Source organism: Clostridioides sp. GD02404, assembly GCF_045898275.1.
GTDB classification, from domain to species: Bacteria; Bacillota; Clostridia; order Peptostreptococcales; family Peptostreptococcaceae; genus Clostridioides; species Clostridioides difficile_A.
Genome location: NZ_JBJOCA010000026.1, coordinates 36733 through 57819, shown reverse-complemented (window position 1 = coordinate 57819; position 21087 = coordinate 36733). Strand labels below are relative to the sequence as shown.

General features: G+C 30.1%; 18 protein-coding genes. 2 read left to right on the top strand and 16 right to left on the bottom strand.

What is annotated here, in order from left to right; translation table 11 throughout:
* The first annotated feature begins 54 nt into the window (after positions 1-54).
* Positions 55-825 (top strand): methylenetetrahydrofolate reductase, encoded by a 771-nt coding sequence (locus tag Q3287_RS14995; protein ID WP_407964350.1) that lies wholly within the window; start codon positions 55-57, stop codon positions 823-825.
* 206 nt (positions 826-1031) lie between these two features.
* Positions 1032-2183, top strand: a complete 1152-nt coding sequence (locus tag Q3287_RS14990; RefSeq protein ID WP_074179827.1) for a GGDEF domain-containing protein — start codon at positions 1032-1034, stop codon at positions 2181-2183.
* Between the two features lie 80 nt (positions 2184-2263).
* Here Q3287_RS14990 and Q3287_RS14985 read toward each other — a convergent pair whose 3' ends face one another.
* The 16 genes from Q3287_RS14985 to Q3287_RS14910 form a co-directional block, all read right to left on the bottom strand.
* Positions 2264-3982, bottom strand: coding sequence for a putative 2-aminoethylphosphonate ABC transporter permease subunit (locus Q3287_RS14985; protein WP_054271479.1), 1719 nt, complete (start codon positions 3980-3982; stop codon positions 2264-2266).
* Between the two features lie 4 nt (positions 3983-3986).
* Positions 3987-4976, bottom strand: coding sequence for an ABC transporter ATP-binding protein (locus Q3287_RS14980; protein ID WP_074179828.1), 990 nt, complete (start codon positions 4974-4976; stop codon positions 3987-3989).
* An 84-nt stretch (positions 4977-5060) separates the two neighbouring features.
* Positions 5061-6110, bottom strand: a complete 1050-nt coding sequence (locus Q3287_RS14975) for a putative 2-aminoethylphosphonate ABC transporter substrate-binding protein (RefSeq protein WP_054271481.1) — start codon at positions 6108-6110, stop codon at positions 5061-5063.
* Between the two features lie 288 nt (positions 6111-6398).
* Positions 6399-7067, bottom strand: coding sequence for a V-type ATP synthase subunit D (locus Q3287_RS14970; protein ID WP_054277463.1), 669 nt, complete (start codon positions 7065-7067; stop codon positions 6399-6401).
* A 5-nt stretch (positions 7068-7072) separates the two neighbouring features.
* On the bottom strand, positions 7073-8446 hold the full coding sequence (locus tag Q3287_RS14965; RefSeq protein WP_054271483.1) for a V-type ATP synthase subunit B: 1374 nt from the start codon (positions 8444-8446) through the stop codon (positions 7073-7075).
* The gene (locus Q3287_RS14960; RefSeq protein ID WP_074179830.1) at positions 8443-10221 is read right to left on the bottom strand and encodes a V-type ATP synthase subunit A; all 1779 of its coding nucleotides are present in this window, start codon (positions 10219-10221) and stop codon (positions 8443-8445) included. The genes Q3287_RS14965 and Q3287_RS14960 overlap by 4 nt, the downstream gene beginning before the upstream one ends.
* Positions 10222-10337: 116 nt before the next feature.
* A complete protein-coding gene (locus Q3287_RS14955) occupies positions 10338-10655 on the bottom strand; it encodes a V-type ATP synthase subunit F (RefSeq protein WP_009893746.1) in 318 nt (105 codons plus the stop codon).
* Entirely contained in the window at positions 10648-11625 is a 978-nt protein-coding gene (locus Q3287_RS14950; protein ID WP_054271485.1) for a V-type ATP synthase subunit C, read from the bottom strand. The genes Q3287_RS14955 and Q3287_RS14950 overlap by 8 nt, the downstream gene beginning before the upstream one ends.
* Before the next feature lie 14 nt (positions 11626-11639).
* Positions 11640-12203: a V-type ATP synthase subunit E gene (locus tag Q3287_RS14945; RefSeq protein ID WP_054271486.1), complete on the bottom strand. Its 564-nt coding sequence runs from the start codon at positions 12201-12203 to the stop codon at positions 11640-11642.
* A 51-nt stretch (positions 12204-12254) separates the two neighbouring features.
* Positions 12255-12746, bottom strand: a complete 492-nt coding sequence (locus tag Q3287_RS14940) for a V-type ATP synthase subunit K (RefSeq protein ID WP_021385913.1) — start codon at positions 12744-12746, stop codon at positions 12255-12257.
* Between the two features lie 2 nt (positions 12747-12748).
* Positions 12749-14674, bottom strand: a complete 1926-nt coding sequence (locus Q3287_RS14935) for a V-type ATP synthase subunit I (protein ID WP_054271487.1) — start codon at positions 14672-14674, stop codon at positions 12749-12751.
* Position 14675: 1 nt separating this feature from the next.
* Positions 14676-14987 (bottom strand): hypothetical protein, encoded by a 312-nt coding sequence (locus Q3287_RS14930; protein ID WP_054271488.1) that lies wholly within the window; start codon positions 14985-14987, stop codon positions 14676-14678.
* Between the two features lie 629 nt (positions 14988-15616).
* Positions 15617-15892, bottom strand: coding sequence for a hypothetical protein (locus Q3287_RS14925; protein ID WP_407964349.1), 276 nt, complete (start codon positions 15890-15892; stop codon positions 15617-15619).
* A 95-nt stretch (positions 15893-15987) separates the two neighbouring features.
* Positions 15988-17397, bottom strand: a complete 1410-nt coding sequence (locus Q3287_RS14920) for a L,D-transpeptidase family protein (protein WP_407964348.1) — start codon at positions 17395-17397, stop codon at positions 15988-15990.
* Positions 17398-17722: 325 nt separating this feature from the next.
* Positions 17723-18385, bottom strand: a complete 663-nt coding sequence (locus Q3287_RS14915; protein ID WP_054277470.1) for a B3/4 domain-containing protein — start codon at positions 18383-18385, stop codon at positions 17723-17725.
* A gap of 250 nt (positions 18386-18635) precedes the next feature.
* Positions 18636-20861 (bottom strand): EAL domain-containing protein, encoded by a 2226-nt coding sequence (locus Q3287_RS14910; protein WP_054277471.1) that lies wholly within the window; start codon positions 20859-20861, stop codon positions 18636-18638.
* Between the last annotated feature and the right edge of the window lie 226 nt (positions 20862-21087).

Genomic DNA, 21087 nt, shown 5'->3' with positions numbered 1-21087 from the left:
GCAGGAACCCTGTGACTTTAGTCATGGGAGGTTCAGACAGATATTGAATTTTTTATGAGTAGTGCCAAAAAATTAAAAGACCACGGAGTCGATGCAATTACAATTGCAGATTGTCCAATAGCTAGGGCAAGAGTTGATAGTAGTTTATTAGCTTGCAAAATAAAAAGAGAATTAGATATTACCCCTATACCTCATATGACATGTAGAGATAGGAATATTAATGCAACTAAAGCTCTCCTTTTAGGACTTAATATTGAAAATATAGATAATGTACTTGTAGTAACTGGAGACCCTATACCATCTGCTGAAAGAGATGAAATAAAAGCTATGTTTAGCTTTAATTCCTCAATATTAGCAAATTACATAAAAACATTGAATGAAAATACATTTAATACACCTTTTAATATACTTGGAGCATTAAATATAAATGCAATAAACTTCGATTCTCAACTTAAACATGCTAAGATTAAAATAGAAAATGGAGTTACTATGTTTTTAACTCAGCCAGTTTTAACAGAGCAAGCTTTAATAAACCTAAAAAAAGCTAAAGAAATACTTCCTGCAAAGATACTTGGAGGAATAATACCTGTTGTAAGCTATAGAAATGCTTGCTTTATGAATAATGAGATTTCAGGGATTACTGTTTCTCAAAATATTATAGACCTGTACAAAGATACATCAAAAGAAGAGTCTACCAAGCTTGCTATTAATATATCTACTCAAATAGCAAAAGAAATTGAACCCTATGTAGATGGTTATTACATTATTACACCTTTTAAAAGAATTGATATAATATGTGATATAATAGCAAATATTTATAAATAAAATATTTATAATATAAGTAATATTAAAATATTTATTAAAATATATTATAATTCTATAAAGCTTTATATTTTAAGGTTATAGGCTTGTTTATTCATTGTAATTTTTATATAAATTTGGTAATATATAGATATATTATGGTGAAATTTATAGATATATATTAATTATGAGGAGATTGTGGGAAGCTCTTTTCACAAAACAACTAAGCTATGAAAATAAATAAAAAATTTAATAGAGTTGATATGCAGGTTTCAATACTTACTGCAATTATTGTAATAATATCTTCTTCGTGCGTGTATTTTTTTAACTATCAATTGACTTACAATGATATGATATATACTTTGAGTGAAAGGTCTAGACGCATATATGAGTATGCAGAAAAAAATATTGATAAAGATACATTTACTGAAATTAACTCTAAAGAAGACCAATCAAAAAACTCTTATAAAAGTTCTAAGACCTTATTAGAATCTATAAAAAATACCACTGGAGTCATGTATCTATATACTGCTAAAAAAACAAAAGATGGCTCATTAGTGTATGTTGTTGATGGCTTAGATTCATCTAGGAGTGATTTTAGAAACGCTGGTGATTTAATAGAAAAAGAAATTTGGGGTGACCTTAACAAAGCACTGGATAATAATATATTGCTCCCTAAAAAAATTAAAGCAACATCCTGGGGATACATATTCATATCATACTTTCCTATTCACAATAATGATGGTGAAGTTGTTGGGGTAATAGGAATTGAATTTGAAGCAAACCATCAATACAATACATTTAAATTTATAAGCATAGTTACACCACTTATAGCATTATTAACTTGTCTAATATCAGCATTGGTTGCGGTAGTTCTATTTAAGCGTATATCAAACCCTACATATACTGATTTTGCTAATACAGATTACTTAACAGGTTTAAAAAATAGAAATGCCTTCGAAATAGACATGAATAATTTGAACAATTTAAGTATAAAAAAGCTAATATCTATCATATCAATAGACTTAGATGGCTTAAAAAAAATCAATGATAAATTTGGTCATCAGACAGGAGATTTATACATTAAGCATGCAAGTAAAATTATAAGAGATGTTATAGCTAAAAAACATGTAGTTTATCGTGTTGGTGGAGATGAATACATAGTCATTCTAAAAAATTCATCTCATGAAGAGATAAATACTATTATAAATAATATCAATTTAAAAATAATTGAAGAAAACTCAACTAACGAGTTAAAGTTATCAATGTCTATTGGATATGCTGTTTTTGATGATAAATTAGATGTTTCTTTGTTTGATACATATCATCGTGCAGATTCTCAAATGTACGATAATAAAAGGAAATTTAAAACACGTGATTAACATTAATTCTAAGCTTAAAAAGTCTATTCCATAAATAACAAGAATAGACTTTTTTAATTTGTATTTTTTTAAGAATTTATTTAGTTAAGATTTGTCCTTTTTTCCAAACGATTTTTTATGAACTCATGTATTACTTTCACTAATATGTTTGTAATTAGTATTAATACTGCCAATGCTGCAGCCTGTGCAGTGCTACCTTTATCATCCAATTGTACAATTGATATTGCAGCCACTTTTGAACTTGCAGTATATATAAATACTAAAGCTGATATGGTCACCATAGAGTTTAAGAAAAAATACATAAAATTTTCTAAAACTGCTGGCAAACAAAGTGGTATAGTTACATTTTTAAGAATTGATGCACTGTTTATCCCCATCGACTTAGCCACCATATCTAATTCCTTATCTACTTTCTTAATGGCTGTAGTAGCAGTTATAAACGCTACTGAAAAGAAATGTACTACATTACATATAACCATTATAAGTACTGTTCCATATAATCCATTGAATAAGTTTTTAATGTATATTGTATCCATAAAATTAAACTCTAACTTATTAAAAAATAGTACATAAGATATACCTAAAACCAACCCTGGCAATGCCATAGGTAATGTACTTAAAAAATATCCAAATGATTTTAAATACGGAGCTTTTTCTGTTTTTTCATTTAGATATGCAAATAAGAAAACAAAGCTTGTACCAAGAATAGCTGTTAATAGTGACATTTTTATTGAATTTATAAATGGTGTAATTCCATCAATACTATTTTTCATAGAAAAGTGTTCTAGTGTGAGTCTTAAATCATATGGCCAAACAGATATTAAGGATGATAAGATTACAGTTAACATTACAGCTATTATACCAAATGCAATAAATCCTACAATCCCACCAAAAATACTATCTCTTAATTTATTAGATTTAATTTTATATGGAATTGACTTTGAATTTATATACGAATTTTGATTCTTTTCAATTTTTTTAGTTACCATAAATGATATTATTGCAGGTATTAAAAGTAAAATTGATACAGTAGCACCCATTGGCATATTTTGTTGCCCTATAATCTGCTTATACACATCTATTGATAATACATTAAACTCTCCTCCAATTACTTTTGGAGCTCCAAAGTCTGTAAAGCATAGTGTAAATGATACAAATGCAGAACTTATCAAAGAGTATTTTATACTAGGAATTGTTATACTTATAAATTCTCTTATTTTACTTATACCCATAGTGTTACTAGCTTCATATAATCTATAATCCGTTGAACTTAATGATATATAAAGTATTTGAAATGATTGAGGAAATACATATATAATTTGTGCTAATATTATTCCTACTGCTCCATATATTGGAACATGTATTCCAAGTAAATTAGTTACAACCCCTTGATTCCCAAACAAATATACTAAGCCTATTGCGTGCATCATTGTTGGAGCAAACATAGGAAACATTGCTAACGACTTAAAAAATCCCTTAAATTTAATCTTTGTCCTCGTTAGTGCATACGCATATACTAATGCAAGTGTTAATGATATCACAGTTGATATAATAGATACAAATACTGTATTTTTCAGCGAATTCAACAGAGCTTCAGAAGCTAAGTATTCTTGGAAGTTTTGCAATCCAACAAAGACTCCATCTTTATCTAAAAATGCCTGCACAAATAGATATATTATAGGTGCCAGTAAGAATATTACTAAAGACATAACCAATACTGTAAGCATGCACTTTTTTATATCTAGATTCATTTTTGATTTAAGACTTATACCCTTAGAACTCATAGCATTATTATTCATATACTTATGCTCCTTTAACTTTTGGATACTTTAAATAGTATTTTTCATCTATATTTATCTTTACAAGGTCACCTTCTACTAAATTTAAATTAACCCATTCTTTTATAGAAACATCACTTATTATGAAATTTTCATTTAATTTATCTTTTATTTCTACTCTTAGGAGATTTCCTCTGAACTCTATGTTAGATATTATTCCTTGATAATTTTCTTTTGTTGATTTCTCTATTTGGACATATTCGGGTCTTACAGTTAATATAGAATCTCCATTATCAAAGCAGTTTGTATCTCCTATAAATTGAGCTGTAAATAGATTTTGAGGATTTTGATATATTTCTTCTGGAGTTCCTATCTGCATTATATCTCCTCCATTTAAAATAGCGATTTTATCTGCCATTGTTATAGCTTCTTCTTGGTCATGTGTTACCATTATTGTTGTTATATTAAGTTCTTTTTGTAGCCTTTTAATATCCATTCTAAGCTTGTGTCTAACCTTTGCATCTAATGCAGACATTGGCTCATCTAAAAGCAAAAACTTTGGTTCAAGCGCTAATGCTCTCGCTATTGCAATTCTTTGTTGTTGCCCACCTGATAACGCTTTAGGATATTTATGAGCTTCATGAGTTAATCCCACTATTTCAAGAACTTCTTTAACTTTATTATCTATTTTTTCTTTTGAAACTTTTCTTTCTTTAAGTGGAAAAGCTATATTGTTATATGCAGTCATATTTGGAAACAAAGCATATGATTGAAACACTATTCCAAAACCTCTCTTTGACGGTTCTAAATCTGTAATATCTTTATCTTGAAGAATTATAGCTCCACTATTTACTTCTTCAAGACCAGCTATTATTCTAAGTAATGTAGTTTTACCACATCCACTAGGCCCAAGTAAACATAAAAATTCACCTTCTTCAATATCCAAACTAATATTATTTAAAACCCTTTTTTGGTCATAATTTTTAAACACATTATTTATTTTTAAGTAACTCATATCTTATCTCCCCTTATCTAATTATATTTTTGTTTTAAATTTTTTTCTTCTAAAATTATCTCTTCTAAACTATTCATTTAAATTTTACTTACTTTCAGATTTTGAACCATACTTTGATTCCCAAGTTTTTAATACCATACCTCTATTTTTTGCAGCAGAGTTTAAATCTACTTCCTTTATTAGCTGTTCAAATGGTTGTTTAGAATAACCCTTTGGAACTGGATTATTTGTCTTTATAGAAGTAACTGCTACTTCGTGTGCATATCTATTCATAGCTGAATCACTCATTGCCCAGTCTAAAAATATCTTTGCTTCTTTTTTTATATTCTCTTTTTTAACTAAAGCATTTGCTTCTAAATCCCAACCTGAACCCTCTTTTGGAAATACTACTTCTATAGGTTCACCACTAGATAATTGTTGTGTAGCTCTATATCCAAGTGTAATACCTATTGGATATTCTCCAGAACCAGCTAGTTTAGCAGGCTTTGAACCAGAGTGTGTATATGTAGCTATATTTTTATGTAATTTATCCATATAATCGTAAGCATCTTTTTCGCCCATCATTTGAATAAGTCCTGATACTGTAAGATACCCTGTTCCAGATGATGCTGGATTTGGCATTGTTATTAGCCCTTTATATTCTGGTTTTATCAAATCTTTATAACTTTTTGGAACATCAATACCTAATTTTTCAAGCTCTTTATAATTAACTACTATAGCTGTTTCTGGTACACTCATTCCTACCCAGGATACATCTTCTCCAGTATCTTTGAATTTTTTATCAACCTTATCATAATTTTTTGGCTTATACACTTCAAGCGCTCCATCTTCTTTTAACTCTATCATGTTCATTGCTGACAATCCCCATATAACATCAGCTTGCGGATTATCTTTTTCTGCTAATAATTTTGAAGCTATTACTCCATGAGAATCCATAACTATCTCTACATCTATATTTGGATACTCTTCTCTAAAGCCTTCCATATAGTAAGCTATTTGCTCTTCCTCTAATGCTGCATATATTGTAAGTTTATTATTTCCTTTTCCTTGAGTAGTTTGTGGTGTTGTTGATATGCAACTTGTCATAAATGTAATTACTACAATACACAGACAAGTAAATATAAATTCTTTCATATCTTCCCCCTTTATGTATTTTTATGTGTTTTTATCTTTTTTTAATTGTTTTTTATTGTTTTTGCTTATGTTTATATAATACACCTAATTTGTTAATATAAAGTTAAGTGTAAATTAACAGTTCGTTAATTTTTAGAAATTTTTGTTAAATATGTTATTTTTGATTAATTCTAGTATACTTTTAAACAATATTTTATTTTTATGGTATCTATATTTTTAATTTGAGCATAAAAAATAAGCCTAACTCCTATAAACTAGAATGTTAGACTTACTTTTATAAGTATTTAATTACACAACCAAATTATTTTTCTTCTTTTCTTCAAGTGCTTTTTTAAGCACCATATCCTTAACCTTCATAAGTCTAGTAGTACTTGCTCTTTCATTTTCCTCAAGCTTCATAGCAATATACTTAATAGTCTCCATGTAATTTGGTATCATTACATTCTCAAGAGCATTAACACGTCTACGTGTCTTTTCTATCTCTTGAGCAAGAAGTTGTGCACTTTTCTCACTTTCTGCAAGTCTTAAAAGTGGCTCCATAGCAGCTGAGAATGCTTCCATAGCAGAATCTAATTCACCTGATGTAAAGGCAAGTCCATAAGGATAAATATCACTTTGATTGTTTTCAGTTTTAAAGTCAAACACAGGAACATCAACACTCATTATATTTTTCGTAGAGACATCTACTGAAACAGATTGCTTTGGCATCATAAGTGCTGAACCTAGATACTCCTGACTCATAACTGCTCTTGCAATTATAAAATTTTTATAAGCACTATCAAGAGCATTTTCTGCTTCTTCACGTAATCGCTTATTTTCTCTTACAATATCAAGAAATTGTTTCATAAGTTCATCAAGCTTATCTTTAAGAAGCTTATGACCTCTTGTAGCAGTTTTAAGGAGTTTCTTAAGTCTAGTCATTTCCATACGTGTTGGATTTACATTTAATCTAGCCACAGATATCACTCCTTAGGCATATATTTTTCAAAATATTCATCACGAATACGTTTAAGTTCACTCTTTGGTAACATACTAAGAAGCTTCCATCCAATTTCTAATGTTTGCTCAATAGTTCTGTCAGTTCTAAATCCTTGTGAAACATATTCTTTCTCAAATTCATCTGCAAACTTTGCATACATTAAATCAATCTCAGAAAGTGCAGATTCACCAAGTATTGCCATAAGTTCTTTTGCATCTTTACCTCTTGAATAAGCGGCAAAAAGTTGGTTCATTGTATCTGCATGGTCCTCACGAGTTTTACCTTTACCAATCCCCTTATCTTTTAGACGAGAAAGTGATGGTAAAACATCTATAGGAGGCTGTATATCTTTTTTATAAAGTTCACGGCTAAGTATAATCTGTCCTTCTGTAATGTATCCTGTAAGGTCAGGTATTGGATGTGTTTTATCCTCCTCAGGCATTGTAAGTATAGGAATCATAGTTATAGAACCTTCATGCCCTTTCATTTTTCCTGCTCTTTCATACATTGTAGCAAGGTCAGTATAAAGATAACCTGGATATCCACGACGTCCTGGTACTTCTTTTTTAGCTGCTGAAACTTCACGTAATGCTTCTGCGTAGTTTGTAATATCTGTTATTATAACAAGTACATGCATGCCCTGGTCAAAAGCAAGATATTCAGCTGCTGTAAGTGCCATTCTAGGTGTAGATACACGCTCTACAGCTGGGTCATTTGCAAGGTTTACAAATACTACAGAACGGTCAATAGCACCAGTTGCTTTAAAGTCACTTATAAAGAAATCTGCATCTTCAAAAGTTATACCAACTGCAGCAAACACAACGGCGAACTTAGAATCAGTTCCACGTACTTTTGCCTGTCTTGCAATTTGAACAGCAAGGTTAGCATGTGGCAAACCCGCTGCTGAGAATATAGGAAGCTTTTGCCCCCTAACCAGTGTATTAAGTCCATCTATCGCAGATACACCAGTCTGTATAAATTCTGCTGGATAATCACGTGCTGCTGGATTTATTGGAGCTCCATTTATATCAAGTCTTTTATCTGGTATAATTTCTGGGCCTCCATCAATAGGTTTACCCATTCCACTAAAGACACGACCTAATATATCTGGTGAAACTCCAAAATCAAGACTCTTTCCTAAAAAACGAACTTTACTTTCAGCAAGGTTTATACCTGTTGAACTTTCAAAAAGCTGAACAAGTGCAGTATCTTCATTTACCTCTAGAACTTTACAACGACGAATCTCTCCATTTGAAAGCTCAATCTCTCCAAGTTCATCAAATTTTACACCTTCTACACCGTTTATTAGCATAAGAGGACCGGCCACCTCTTGTATTGACTTATATTCCTTTATCATAGTTCTTCAGCCCCCCTCTTTTTAATAAGGTCTGCAAGCTCATTGTCTATTTCCTCTTCAATTGAATCGTAAGTAGCATCTATACTGTCTTCTTCTACATACTTAGCACGACCAATCTTTTCAAGAACTGAAAGCTTGATAATATCATTTATAGTAACATTTTGCTTGATGGCATCTTGTGCTGACTTATAGAATTTTAATATAAGTCCCATCATTCTATATTGTTTATGAAGTGATGTGTAAGTATCAACTTCGTGGAAAGAGTTTTGATGAAGGAAGTCTTCTCTTATAGAACGAGTAACTTCTAATATCAATCTATCTCCATCTGAAAGTGAATCCACACCAACTAATTGAACTATTTCTTGAAGTTCAGATTCAACTTGTAAAAGTTTCATAGCTTGAGCTCTTTGAGCTGAGAAATTATCATTTACATTTTTATCTGTCCATACATCAACTTTTTCCTGATAGAGTGAATAACTTGTTAACCAGTTGATTGCTGGGAAATGACGCTTATATGCCAAAGAAGCATCAAGCCCCCAGAATACTTTTACTATACGAAGTGTTGCTTGGCTGACAGGTTCTGATGTATCTCCACCAGGAGGAGAAACTGCACCAATTGCTGTAAGTGTTCCTTCTCTATCATCCATACCTAGACAATTTACCTTTCCTGCTCTCTCATAGAATTGAGCAAGACGTGAACCTAAGTATGCAGGATAACCTTCTTCACCAGGCATCTCCTCTAGACGACCACTCATCTCTCTAAGAGCCTCAGCCCATCTTGATGTAGAGTCTGCCATAAGTGCAACACTATATCCCATATCTCTAAAGTATTCAGCTATTGTAATACCAGTGTATATAGAAGCTTCACGTGCGGCAACTGGCATGTCTGATGTATTTGCTATAAGCACAGTTCTTTGCATAAGTGACTCGCCTGTTCTTGGGTCTTTTAATTCAGGGAACTCAAGAAGAACATCTGTCATTTCATTTCCACGTTCACCACAACCTATATATACAACTATATCTGCATCTGCCCATTTAGCAAGCTGATGTTGTGTAACAGTTTTTCCACTTCCAAAAGGACCTGGTATAGCTGCTACCCCACCTTTTGTGATTGGGAAAAATGTATCTATAACTCTTTGACCTGTAACAAGAAGTGAATCTGGTGTTTTCTTTTCTCTATATGGTCTTTCTTTTCTAACTGGCCATTTTTGCATCATAGTTACAGCTATATCGTTACCTTTTTCATCTGTAATAACACAAACTGTATCTTCAACAGTAAATTCTCCAGAATATATTTCTTTTATAGTACCATTAACTCCATAAGGAACCATAATTTTACATTCCACTACAGCTGTTTCTTGAACTCCACCAATTATATCACCAGATACAACTTTATCGCCTACAGCTTTTTTAGGTTTAAATTCCCACTTAACTTCTCTATCAAGTGAAGATACCTCAACACCTTTAGTTATATTAGTACCTGAAATATCATACATTTTTTCAAGTGGACGTTGAATACCATCATAAATAGTTGAAATAAGACCTGGTCCAAGCTCAACACTCATAGGCATTCCAAGAGAAACAACTTCCTCTCCTGGTCCTAGACCAGAAGTCTCCTCATAAACCTGTATAGAAGCTTTATCTCCATGCATTTCTATAATCTCGCCTATAAGATGTTTATCTGAAACTCTTACGACGTCAAACATATTCGCATCTCTCATGCCCTCCGCTACAACAAGCGGTCCTGACACCTTTACAATTGTGCCTGTTTTCATATTCTCTCACCTGCAATCATATACTTTATCAAAATTTAAATACTCCCTCCTATATTTTATCAATACATACTTTTAGTACTAATAAAATTTGAGATTGTCTTTTATTCAACTTCCATTTATTCTTTAAATAATATATCTGCACCTATAGCACGTTTACTAGATTCTCTTACTTCATTCATACCTAATCCCATACTTCCTCCAATACCTGGAATAACTATAATAGCAGGAAGTTGGTAGTCCTTGTATTTTGCTATTGATTCTTTTGCAAGCAATGATGCCTGTTCTGTAATATAAATTATCGCATACTCATCTTCAACCAACTTATGTATACTTTTTTTAATTTCGTCACTATCATAGGCTGGGAAGATATCTATTCCAAGAGCTAAAAATCCCATGATGCTATCTTTATCTCCAACTACTCCTACCTTATACATAAGCATCCCTTAGCCTTTCTTTTATAGTATCTGCGTCTATATTATTAAGCTTACTAGTCAAAATAATTCTTATTGTTTTTATCTCTGATTCTTTAGCATATAAATAAGCAATTAATGGCTCTAATGTAAGAGGTTTAAATTTTGCTTCTCTAACATATTCCATAAGATAGTCATCACAAAGTTTTTCAAATACAGTGAATCCATTACTCATACCATTTTTACAGATATCAGAGTAAGAAGTAGACTTAAAACATGATGCTGGAGTGTCTGAAGAAAAAGCTTCTAAGAATTTTTCCTTATCAAGTGAGCCACCTGAAACAAACACATTCATAAACATGTGAAAATCTTTCTTCATATTTTTAACTCTTATAAAACTTTTTAGATTTGTTAAATCACAAACTTTCATAACATAATCTATTACAAATTTGTTTTGACTTTCTTTAGCAGTCTCTTTCATACTAGAAAAAGTCGCTTTATCCAAAGCAATATCGACCATCTGACCATTTTGTGTCTTACTATAAACATCAAATGCCTCTACTATGGCTGCTGCCATTATATTAGGTAAATCACTAAAATTACGATTTGCTAAAGATTCTCTAAGCTTAATAAGAGGAATTGTACCTCCATCAATCAAATATTTTTCACCATCTACACCAGAAATTTCTTCTTTAATCAGCACTTTTAAGTTGTGATAGTCATTTTTATAAAGAAATACATCAACAAATTTTTCTTCAGGAGCTAGACCTTTAAGAATTTCATATGTCTTTGATAATTCTTGAGTCAAAATATTCTCAAAATTATGGATATTATTATTCGATGTATCCACATAACCTGCTTCAGCTATAATTCTTAAAGAATCTTCAGGGCTTTTGGCTTCTGCCATTTGAATAAACATTTGTCTGTTAAGAAGCTGTTTTTCAAGCACTCTTATTCGTGCCACGGCATAGGGATAAGTTTTTTCTTCTGCCATTTTTTAACCCCTCCTTAATTAAACAAAATTTCTGCTGCAATTTGCTCAATATCTTCATGTTCTACTGCAATTATGGCTTCAAATGAATAATTATACTCAATGTCGCCTTTTTTAACTATAAAGCCTCCAGTAATATCTCTGATTTCATCAGATACTTTAATGCCTTTTTTTGATAACACATCTTTCAATGCTTTTTTATCTTTTTTAGATAATACTATCTGTGAGTCTTCTGTACAGTTTGATTTTTCAATCATATTTAATATAATCTCTTCATATTCACTATCTTTAAGATTTAAAAGTTTATTTTTAGCTTCTAAGATTACTTCTTCTAAAATCTCTTGTTTTTTTGATAATATTTGTTTCTTAGCCTCCATATAAGCTCCTGATATTTCCTTAGAAGCTGCTTTTTCTGCTTCTGCCTCTGCAAGCTTTGTATAGGAAGCCATTTCCTTTTCAGCTTTTTCAGTAGCTGAATTTATTTTTGAATCTGCCTCACTCTTAGCTTTATCCAATATTTCTTGTGCTTCTTGTTTGGCATCAGCTATAATTCTGTCAATCATTTTTTGTTCATTACCCATAGGAGTGCTTCCTCCTTTTCATTTTTTTTACTTATGAATTATAATCTATAATTAACCAACTGCAATTCCATTGTAAGCTAAGAAAGAAACAAGTAGTCCTAAAAGAGCATATGTTTCAACTATCGCTGCAAATGTTATAGCCTTACCAAGTTCCTCAGGTCTTTTAGCAACTATTCCAACCCCTGCTGCTGCTGCCTTACCTTGTGCGATACCTGACACTAAACCAACTAAACCAATTGGAAGTCCTGCCATAAGAAGTTGTAAACCTTGAGCTGATGTTGGTATTGCATCTCCCCCAATAATCCCTGCTTTTGATAAAATAAGGAAAGCTATGATAAATCCATATAGACCTTGTGTACCAGGAAGAAGTTGTAAAACTAGAAGTTGACCAAATTTACTAGGGTCTTCTGTTACAACACCTGCTGCGGCTTGACCTGCTATTGAAGTACCTTTAGCAGAACCCATACCTGCAAATAATGCTGCTATAGCAGCTCCTGATATTGCCAAAAATTGACCATTTCCTAACGCGTTTAAAAATTCCATATTTACATCTCCTTTTTATTAATGCTTGTATATTTTGTTTTATACTTAAACGGAACAAAAGGAACTCCTCCGCCTTCATAAAACTTGTTGAAAAATTCTACATACTGTAACCTACTTGTATGAACATATGCACCTAGTGCATTTATAAGAAGGTTTATTGTGTGTCCTACAACACCAATTACAACTGCAAATATTGGACCAGCTATAGCCCCTAAAAGATTGATAACCTGCCCTATAACTCCTGTTGTTAGACAAAGTGCCATAATTCTTGTATAAGATAATATATCAGCAAAATAACTTGTTATGCCATAAAGGCTTGAGAATCCTTTGAAAAGCTTAACAGGAACACCTTTAAAGCTTCTTCCTTGAGTAAGGACAAGACCTAAAGCACCTATAATTGCCAAATATTTTCCTACTTCAGAAAATACACCTATATCGCCTGCAACAAAAGGTATTATAAGTAGACATACCCCTGTTATACATAAATACCAAAAACCTATATCAAAAATTGCATCTATTACCTTGCCATCTCTTATTAATGTATATGCTTTAATTCCCAAACCTACATATATATGGATAATACCGAACAGTAATGACATTCCCATAAGTACCATAACATCCTCTAAAGGATTGATTAGAGCTTTTATAGGAATTAAATCCCCCAAAATACCCCCGAATATAAGACCCCATATAGTAGTTGAAACTCCACAAATACCAATAAGTTTAATTAAATTTCCTTCACCTTTTTGCATTTTTGATTTGTATACAATAAATCCACATGCTAGTGCAATTATCATCCCATATGCAGCATCACTTAGCATCATTCCAAAGAATACAACATAAAAGAAAGTCATAATTGTATTTGGGTCAATATCTTTTGTGCTTGGACAGCTGTACATATTTGTTACACTTTCAAAAGGTGTTACAACTTTATTGTTTTCAAGCAGAATTGGGAAACCTTCTTCTTTATCTCCTTCCTCTGTTTGAACACAACAGTCAAACTTTTCTGTAATTTCTTTAATTAGCTCATCTGCTCTTTTGCTTGGTAGCCAACCGTTAAGGCAGAATGTTGTTTTTGTTTTGACAAGCCTCTCTATAATCTTTTTTTGGTCTCTTTCTATAGTGTAAAAATCATATAGATTTTCAAGCATGTGCATATTATCTGCATGGCTTTTAATTTCTTCCGTCTTATTCTTAGAAACGTTTTCCTGTCTAATTATCATTTCATTATATTTCTTAATAGCTTGTGATGGTGTACCTTCTTCATTTGGCAATGCAACTACTGAAAAATTAAATTCTTTTAGAACCTCTAAAGCATTATCAAAAGTTTCTTTCAAAGTAATTAAATAAACATAGTTCATTAACTTGTCGGAATTAATAATTCCAAGAACACTTTCTGGTATTTCATCTTCTAATTTTACTCTTAAGGCATCAACATTTGCACTTGTAGGCACAGTCCCAAGTATAGTTTTTGTATACTTAGTTTCCATATTTTCAAGAGGAATATCAAAATTCACCCATGGTTCTAACATATTTTTATTGTTATTCAATAGATTTATGTTAGTCCTTATTGTACCTATCTCCTTATGTAGAGTGTTTAACTCTAAAGCTTCAGCGTAAATTTGTTCTTCTTTTTCGCTATCAATTCTGTTAAACTCTCTTTTTGGTGCAAACATGGCTTTCTTTTGTTTCACTAGTGAAGAAACAATGTTAATTGCTTGATTTACATGAGACATCTTTTGCTCTAACATTATAACTTCTGATTCTTCACTATCTTTTACAAGATAATTTTTTAACTCCTCCTCCTCAGTAAGAAAGGCACTATCATCAATCTGAACAAACCCACGGTTCATAAGTAGCTTTAAAATCTGGCTTTTTTGAGCTTCTAAGCCAACAATAGATATTTTGTTCATATTAACTATTGCCATATTATCTCACTACCTTTCCAATAACCGCTTCAATCGCCTTACTTTTTCTTTCTTTAGCAGTTTTTTCAATTTTCAGACATTCACTTTTAGCATTAGCTAAGATTTTATCAACCTCCACCTTACTGTCGGTGACTGCCTTCTCAATAAGAGTTTCTTCCATAAGCTTTGCTTGCTTTTTTACATCAGCAAAGATGCTTTCACATTTGTTTACAGCATCAGCTCTGATAGACTCTGCATCAGTAACAGCTTTTACTTTGATACTGTCTGCTGTCTGCTCTGCCTCAACAATGCTTTTTATTATTTCAAAAGCCATCCAAATCACCTCTCTTACCTTTTTACTATGTATATAACCAATTAGATTTTTTTATTCTAATTAGATTACTACCTCATTGTTAAAGTATAAACAGCATTTTTATATAATAATTAATATTTTTTAACGTTTATCTCTTAATAAAACATATTTTAGAGTAGCATTTACTTAGATTTACATCCTTTTTTGACTTACTTTTAGACTATGACATGAGTATGATTTTTTAATACCATTATTTTCAATAATTATAATTTAAAGCGATATGGTTTGTCAATAGCGTTATTCTGTTTTAAAATTAACGTTTTATCGACATTTTTAATTTTTATTTCAATATTTTTCTATATATAATTTTATTTATTACATATAAAATATTTTTATCAGTTTTTTCAACACTTATAGTATTGAAACTAATTGTTTTTTTTGAATTTTTAGAAATATCTCACATTATTTCATCTAAGTTTTATAAATCATTGAGCTATATCGATTTTTGTCACCTTATTTTTAATTTAATTTTTTGTATTTACTTAGATATAAATTAATATTTTCTAAGATTGATAAAATTTACACTTATATTTGATATTTTTATTTTAACTAGTTATATTAATTTAAAATTGATAATATATACAGTTATTTTATATATTCGACAACATTATAAAAAAATCCTCGTACCAATCACTCCAATCTTCAATAGGATATGCTGCTCCTCCATTTACACTTTTCAATAGATTTGATGTATATTCTTCTCCTATAGAAAAAAGTTCCCCTACTGTTATATTGTAACCTCTAGATGTAACAACTTTGCAAAACGAATCCATAACATCACGTTGTTCTCTTGTTTTTATAAGCTCTATTTTGAACTTCTCATCTTTCCTAACTTCTTCTAAAATCCTAATTAACTTTTCATTCATTATATATTCCTCCTTTTAATAACCTCTATATAAAAATGAAGCCATCTTAAAAAACTAAGATGACTTCACTTAATGCTTATAATCATATATATTCACTAATATAAAATAATTGGTGTACCTGGCTCTATATTTTCATATATCTTCTTTGCTTTAGAAAAAGGCGTATTTACACATCCATGCGAACCTGAAGATCTATATATACCTCCACCAAAAGAACTTCTCCAAGTAGCATCATGAATTCCTATATTTCCATTGAATGGAAGCCAATAGCTTACAGGTGAACTGTAACCTTGCCCAGTTAATGAAACATTTCTAGCCTTATAATTAAGAGGGTATATACCTGATGGTGTGGCAAATCCTCTACCTAAATCCCCTGTTACAACATCTGTTGATACAAGCATCTCTCCATTTTTAAAGAACCACATATGTTGGTTAGAAAGACTAATCTCTACATATGTATTTCCAATATCATCTTTATTACGAGATACAGCTTTTTGTATGTAAATAGGTTCTCTTGTAACATTTTTACCAGCTTTTACAACATCAACCAATGCTTCAGCTTCTTTGTTTTTGTCTATCAACCAACCATAAATTCCACCTGAAATTGTAATGTCTTTACCTGTTGCAGTTTTAAATGGTCTTGAATCTCCAAAAGTACTATATTTTTTGCTTAGACCTCTTGCATATTCAACCATAGCAGCATTATCAAAGCTTATCTCATAATTCTTTTCTGAGTCTACCTTTAACCATTTATTAATCTCAACACCATCTAAAGTTTCCTTACGGTCACTAAAATCATATGTAACAACTACACCGACATACTTATCTAATGTCTTAATAGCTTCTTTCAATTTTTCTGAATCCTTTGTATTGTTTGGTGCTTCATACACCTTATTTTCGTCTAAAGAAATAGAAGTCTCTCCAGAATTAATTGATTTTTGTACTAACTTATAAAAGTCATCTTTTTTTACCTTGTTTCCAAGTACCTCTGGAACTATAGTATAAGCATTTTTAGTACTATCATACTTAGGGTAAGCACTCTTAGGTTCTACAACTTTTTTACTATCAAAGCAAGCTAGAGCATTAAATTTCTTTTCTAGTAAATCTTTATTATATGAAAGAGTTACCATATTATTATACTCTTTAGATTTAAATATCCCAACAATCCATCCAAATGCACTCTGGCTATCTTTTATCTTTTGGACTTTATCATCTGATGTAAACTTTAAATCAATATCTTTTGCTTTTATTTGCTCTTTCTTACTATCTCTTTCCTCTAAATTTAAGGTATAAGAACTAGTACTTGATGCTAATAAATCATTTACTTGCTCAACTGTTTTTCCTGAAGCTTTAACTCCATTAATAGTTGTCCCAAAATAAAAATGACTTCTAAAAAAGATTGCCATTCCTATATAAGCTACAACTAAAACACCGACTACTATACCTATCTTAAACTTCAGATTTTTTTGCCCACTTTCTTGTTTTACCTCTTTTCCATCAATCATAATTAAATCCTTCCTTACATTATAATTACCTATGTACTTTATTGCTTTTTAAACAAAATCATATTTGCCTTATTTTATATACCCAAATTACTGTAGTATTATTTACATTTTTAAATATAGAGTTATTTTCATGATACTATTTTATATTTTAAATAAAGTAGTTATTGTAAATACCTCCTTTCAAAATCCCTTAAATATAGGCTCTGCTATATTAATATATTACCATACTTTTAAGAATCATGGGGATATCTATCTGTTTTTGTAACTAATAACTACTTATTTTAAAGATTATATTTCAATCTAACATAACGTTGTTATATACATTCTATTTAATTATTTTAGTTTCTATATCTTTTCCATCTGCATATTCTTTAAGTAATTCCTTAGCATAGTCAAAATATTCTTCAATATCCGATTCTTGGCTAAAAGAAAATATACAAATCAATATTTCATTTGCATCCTCTGTTATCATTGCTCTCTCAGAGTCACTAGTTGGACTTCCAAATTTACCTAGTGAATCAGATAATATCGGAAGATTTTCTATATTTATCAATTCCTTTCCAATACCTTTATACTGCTCTCCTTCATCTCCTACAGTAAAGCATACTGGTGAATGTAATTTACTTACATTATATGTACCTACTGGATACAATGATTTTATTGATATTAGATTATTTATTTCAACTATATTATTTATTGTGTAAAGACCTTTCCCTTGAATAATTCTTCTAACTAATGCTTCTGAAGATGTTCTATATCTACTTGGATTTTTACCAAGTTCTTTATAAGCGTTTCTTGCATCTTTAATCTTATCCAATTTTGTAATATCTTCAACTTTTAGACTTTGATTTAAAATATCACAAAATGTGTTTATCTCACTAATCAATTTTTCTGAGCTCTTACTTACTGCTACTTTTGCTTGGATACAGCCTAACTTAGCATTAGGCCATCTTTCCTTAAGTTTTTTATCAATACTTACATCTATCATACTCAAACAACTCCTATACACTAAATTTTTATTAAAGTTTTTATCATCTATACATTATAGTACTATTCCTTTGTTAATGACATGTTTATTAACAAAATAATTTATTTTTAATACAATTTTTATAAAAGGCTATTATTTTTCCTTTACATACAGTCAATATATGACTAAAAATCAAAAAAACACTAATTATTTAACAAGAATTTATTAAACTCAAGTATTTATAACTAGTGCTTTATATAAAGATTAAATCCTAATCTTTTAGTAAATTTATAAAATTTATACCTGGCATTGGTCTTGCAAAATAAAATCCTTGAACTAAATCACATCCAAATTGCTTCATTAATTCAGCTTGTTCCTTAGTCTCAACACCCTCTATAATTACAATTAAGTCTAGTGATTTAGCTAGAGATACTATAGATTTTGCTATATTACGGCTTCTCTTATCATTTTCAATACCATCAAGAAAAGATCTATCTAATTTAAGTACATCAATTGGCATATCCCTTAAGCAGCTGATAGAAGAATAGCCTGTCCCAAAGTCATCCATAGAAATAAAAAATCCATACTTTCTTAACTCATTTAAGACATTCTTTAAAATATTTAATTCATTCATAGCTACAGTTTCTGTTATCTCCAATTCAATTAAATCTGAATTTATATTATACTTTTGTATAGTATCATTAATGAATTTCACTATATCTGGTTGGTATAACTCAACTCTAGATAAATTTACTGAAACTGGAACTATATTTTTACCTTTTTTCTTCCAGTCAGATAAGTCCATGCATACTCTTTCAAACACAAACCTTCCAATTTTTAAAATCAACTGACTTTTCTCTGCTATAGGTATAAATATTGCTGGACTTATAAATCCATATTCTGGATGATTCCATCTTATTAGTGCCTCACTTCCTACCATTTCACCACTTACAAGTGAAAACTTAGGTTGATAATATACTTCAAATTGATTTTTTACTAAGGCTGTTTTTATATCATCTAAAATAATTGATTCTTCACTAAGTTTATTTCTAACATCCTCATTATAAATAGCATAATTTACATTTTTACCTTTGGCAACAGACCTAGCCATATTTGCCTTATTTACAGCCTTTTGAATATCTACTTCTCCTTCTTCTACAAAGTAAATCCCTACACACAGAGAAATTTCAAATACTGTATTTAGATTTCTTTCAATATTATCTCGTATATTATCAAGTTTTCTTATAACTTTATCTCTTCCTTTTTTATAATCACAGAAAATTGAAAAATAATCACTTGAAAGTCTTGCATATATTTCACCTTCTGTTAGTTCTTCTTTTAAAGCTTTTGCTATTGTAATTAACAGATTATCACCAAATCCATATCCAAAAGTATCATTAATCATCTTAAAATTGTTAATGTCAAAATATACTATAATATAATTTAAAGATGGTTTATTTAAAAGATATCTACTACACTCCTTATAAAACTTGTTTTGATTTCCTATATGAGTAATCTTATCTTCATAGGCCAAACTCAAGACTTCTTTTTCATTAGAATTTTTTATGTACATTATGTAGAAAATTATTGTAATAAATATAAATATAATTAATAACACTGCATATAAAGCTCTCTTGATAATTTGCTCTGAATTCTTAAATATAACACTTTCTGGAACTGAAAAAATCAAATTCCAATCCTTTATATAGTTATTTTTCTCACTTCCATTATCCATAGTGGCATATCCTAGGTATCTTTTTTCTCCTGACATCTCCAAGATTGTCGCACCTGTTTGGTTTTCTTGTAACTCTTTTTTTAACTTATTTACATCTTTAATATCATTATATTGTTTTAACAATTTATAAATATTTTCTGATAGTCTATCTTGTTGAGGGTGAAGTATGACTGTACCATTATTTTTTACAACATAAGATATACTGTTATTTTCATAAAAAGATACATTTATAAGTTTCATTAGAGTATTAACATCATAAGTACAATATAAAACTCCAACCACTTTATTATTATTTAATATTGGTACTGAGATAGTAACTTTTTTTACAGATTTATCTACTTCATCAACATATGGGCTTGAAACGTATTTCTTACCTTTAATTGAATTTTTAAAAAATTCTCTATCCTTAACTGAAAACTTATTACCTTTAGTATTTTCTGCATTACCTTCTATGTCAACAATTGCCATAGTATAAAATTTTTGATTTTCCATTTCCTCTAAAAGCTTTTTCATTTTTTCTTCATTAGATATGTCTGGATTTGAAGTATAATAATTTGAAAAAATATTTAAAACATCTAAATCTTTTTCAATTTGTTTTTGCGCTAATTGAGAACCTTGTGTTGCAACTTCTTTTATATGTACCTCTGCCTCTGATATAAGAAGATTTTTTGTATCTTCTATATATAGATACCCCATTGTCAGAAATATTGAGGTCAATAAAAGAATTATAATTAATGTAATATTCTTATTCCTTTTCGTCATTTGACTCCTCCCCTAATTAGTCAATACCTTATATAGCTAACATATCTTTTTAATACAAATTTATCATTTATGTTATATACACATATACCCAAATATAATGTCTAAAACCAATATAATTATTATATAAAACATCCTTAATTATTATAATAACACTATTTAATTAAATTTTGAATTAAAGAATAAAAACTATTCATTTTTTCAAATAAAAATCCCTTATGCAGTAAAT

Excerpts from the sequence above, each read along its gene's own strand:
- Q3287_RS14995 (WP_407964350.1), top strand. The coding sequence starts at position 55 with ATGAGTAGTGCCAAAAAATTAAAAGACCACGGAGTCGATGCAATTACA.
- Q3287_RS14990 (WP_074179827.1), top strand. The coding sequence starts at position 1,032 with ATGAAAATAAATAAAAAATTTAATAGAGTTGATATGCAGGTTTCAATA.
- Q3287_RS14985 (WP_054271479.1), bottom strand. The coding sequence starts at position 3,982 with ATGAATAATAATGCTATGAGTTCTAAGGGTATAAGTCTTAAATCAAAA.
- Q3287_RS14980 (WP_074179828.1), bottom strand. The coding sequence starts at position 4,976 with ATGAGTTACTTAAAAATAAATAATGTGTTTAAAAATTATGACCAAAAA.
- Q3287_RS14975 (WP_054271481.1), bottom strand. The coding sequence starts at position 6,110 with ATGAAAGAATTTATATTTACTTGTCTGTGTATTGTAGTAATTACATTT.
- Q3287_RS14965 (WP_054271483.1), bottom strand. The coding sequence starts at position 8,446 with ATGATAAAGGAATATAAGTCAATACAAGAGGTGGCCGGTCCTCTTATG.
- Q3287_RS14960 (WP_074179830.1), bottom strand. The coding sequence starts at position 10,221 with ATGAAAACAGGCACAATTGTAAAGGTGTCAGGACCGCTTGTTGTAGCG.
- Q3287_RS14955 (WP_009893746.1), bottom strand. The coding sequence starts at position 10,655 with ATGTATAAGGTAGGAGTAGTTGGAGATAAAGATAGCATCATGGGATTT.
- Q3287_RS14950 (WP_054271485.1), bottom strand. The coding sequence starts at position 11,625 with ATGGCAGAAGAAAAAACTTATCCCTATGCCGTGGCACGAATAAGAGTG.
- Q3287_RS14945 (WP_054271486.1), bottom strand. The coding sequence starts at position 12,203 with ATGGGTAATGAACAAAAAATGATTGACAGAATTATAGCTGATGCCAAA.
- Q3287_RS14940 (WP_021385913.1), bottom strand. The coding sequence starts at position 12,746 with ATGGAATTTTTAAACGCGTTAGGAAATGGTCAATTTTTGGCAATATCA.
- Q3287_RS14935 (WP_054271487.1), bottom strand. The coding sequence starts at position 14,674 with ATGGCAATAGTTAATATGAACAAAATATCTATTGTTGGCTTAGAAGCT.
- Q3287_RS14930 (WP_054271488.1), bottom strand. The coding sequence starts at position 14,987 with ATGGCTTTTGAAATAATAAAAAGCATTGTTGAGGCAGAGCAGACAGCA.
- Q3287_RS14925 (WP_407964349.1), bottom strand. The coding sequence starts at position 15,892 with ATGAATGAAAAGTTAATTAGGATTTTAGAAGAAGTTAGGAAAGATGAG.
- Q3287_RS14920 (WP_407964348.1), bottom strand. The coding sequence starts at position 17,397 with ATGATTGATGGAAAAGAGGTAAAACAAGAAAGTGGGCAAAAAAATCTG.
- Q3287_RS14915 (WP_054277470.1), bottom strand. The coding sequence starts at position 18,385 with ATGATAGATGTAAGTATTGATAAAAAACTTAAGGAAAGATGGCCTAAT.
- Q3287_RS14910 (WP_054277471.1), bottom strand. The coding sequence starts at position 20,861 with ATGACGAAAAGGAATAAGAATATTACATTAATTATAATTCTTTTATTG.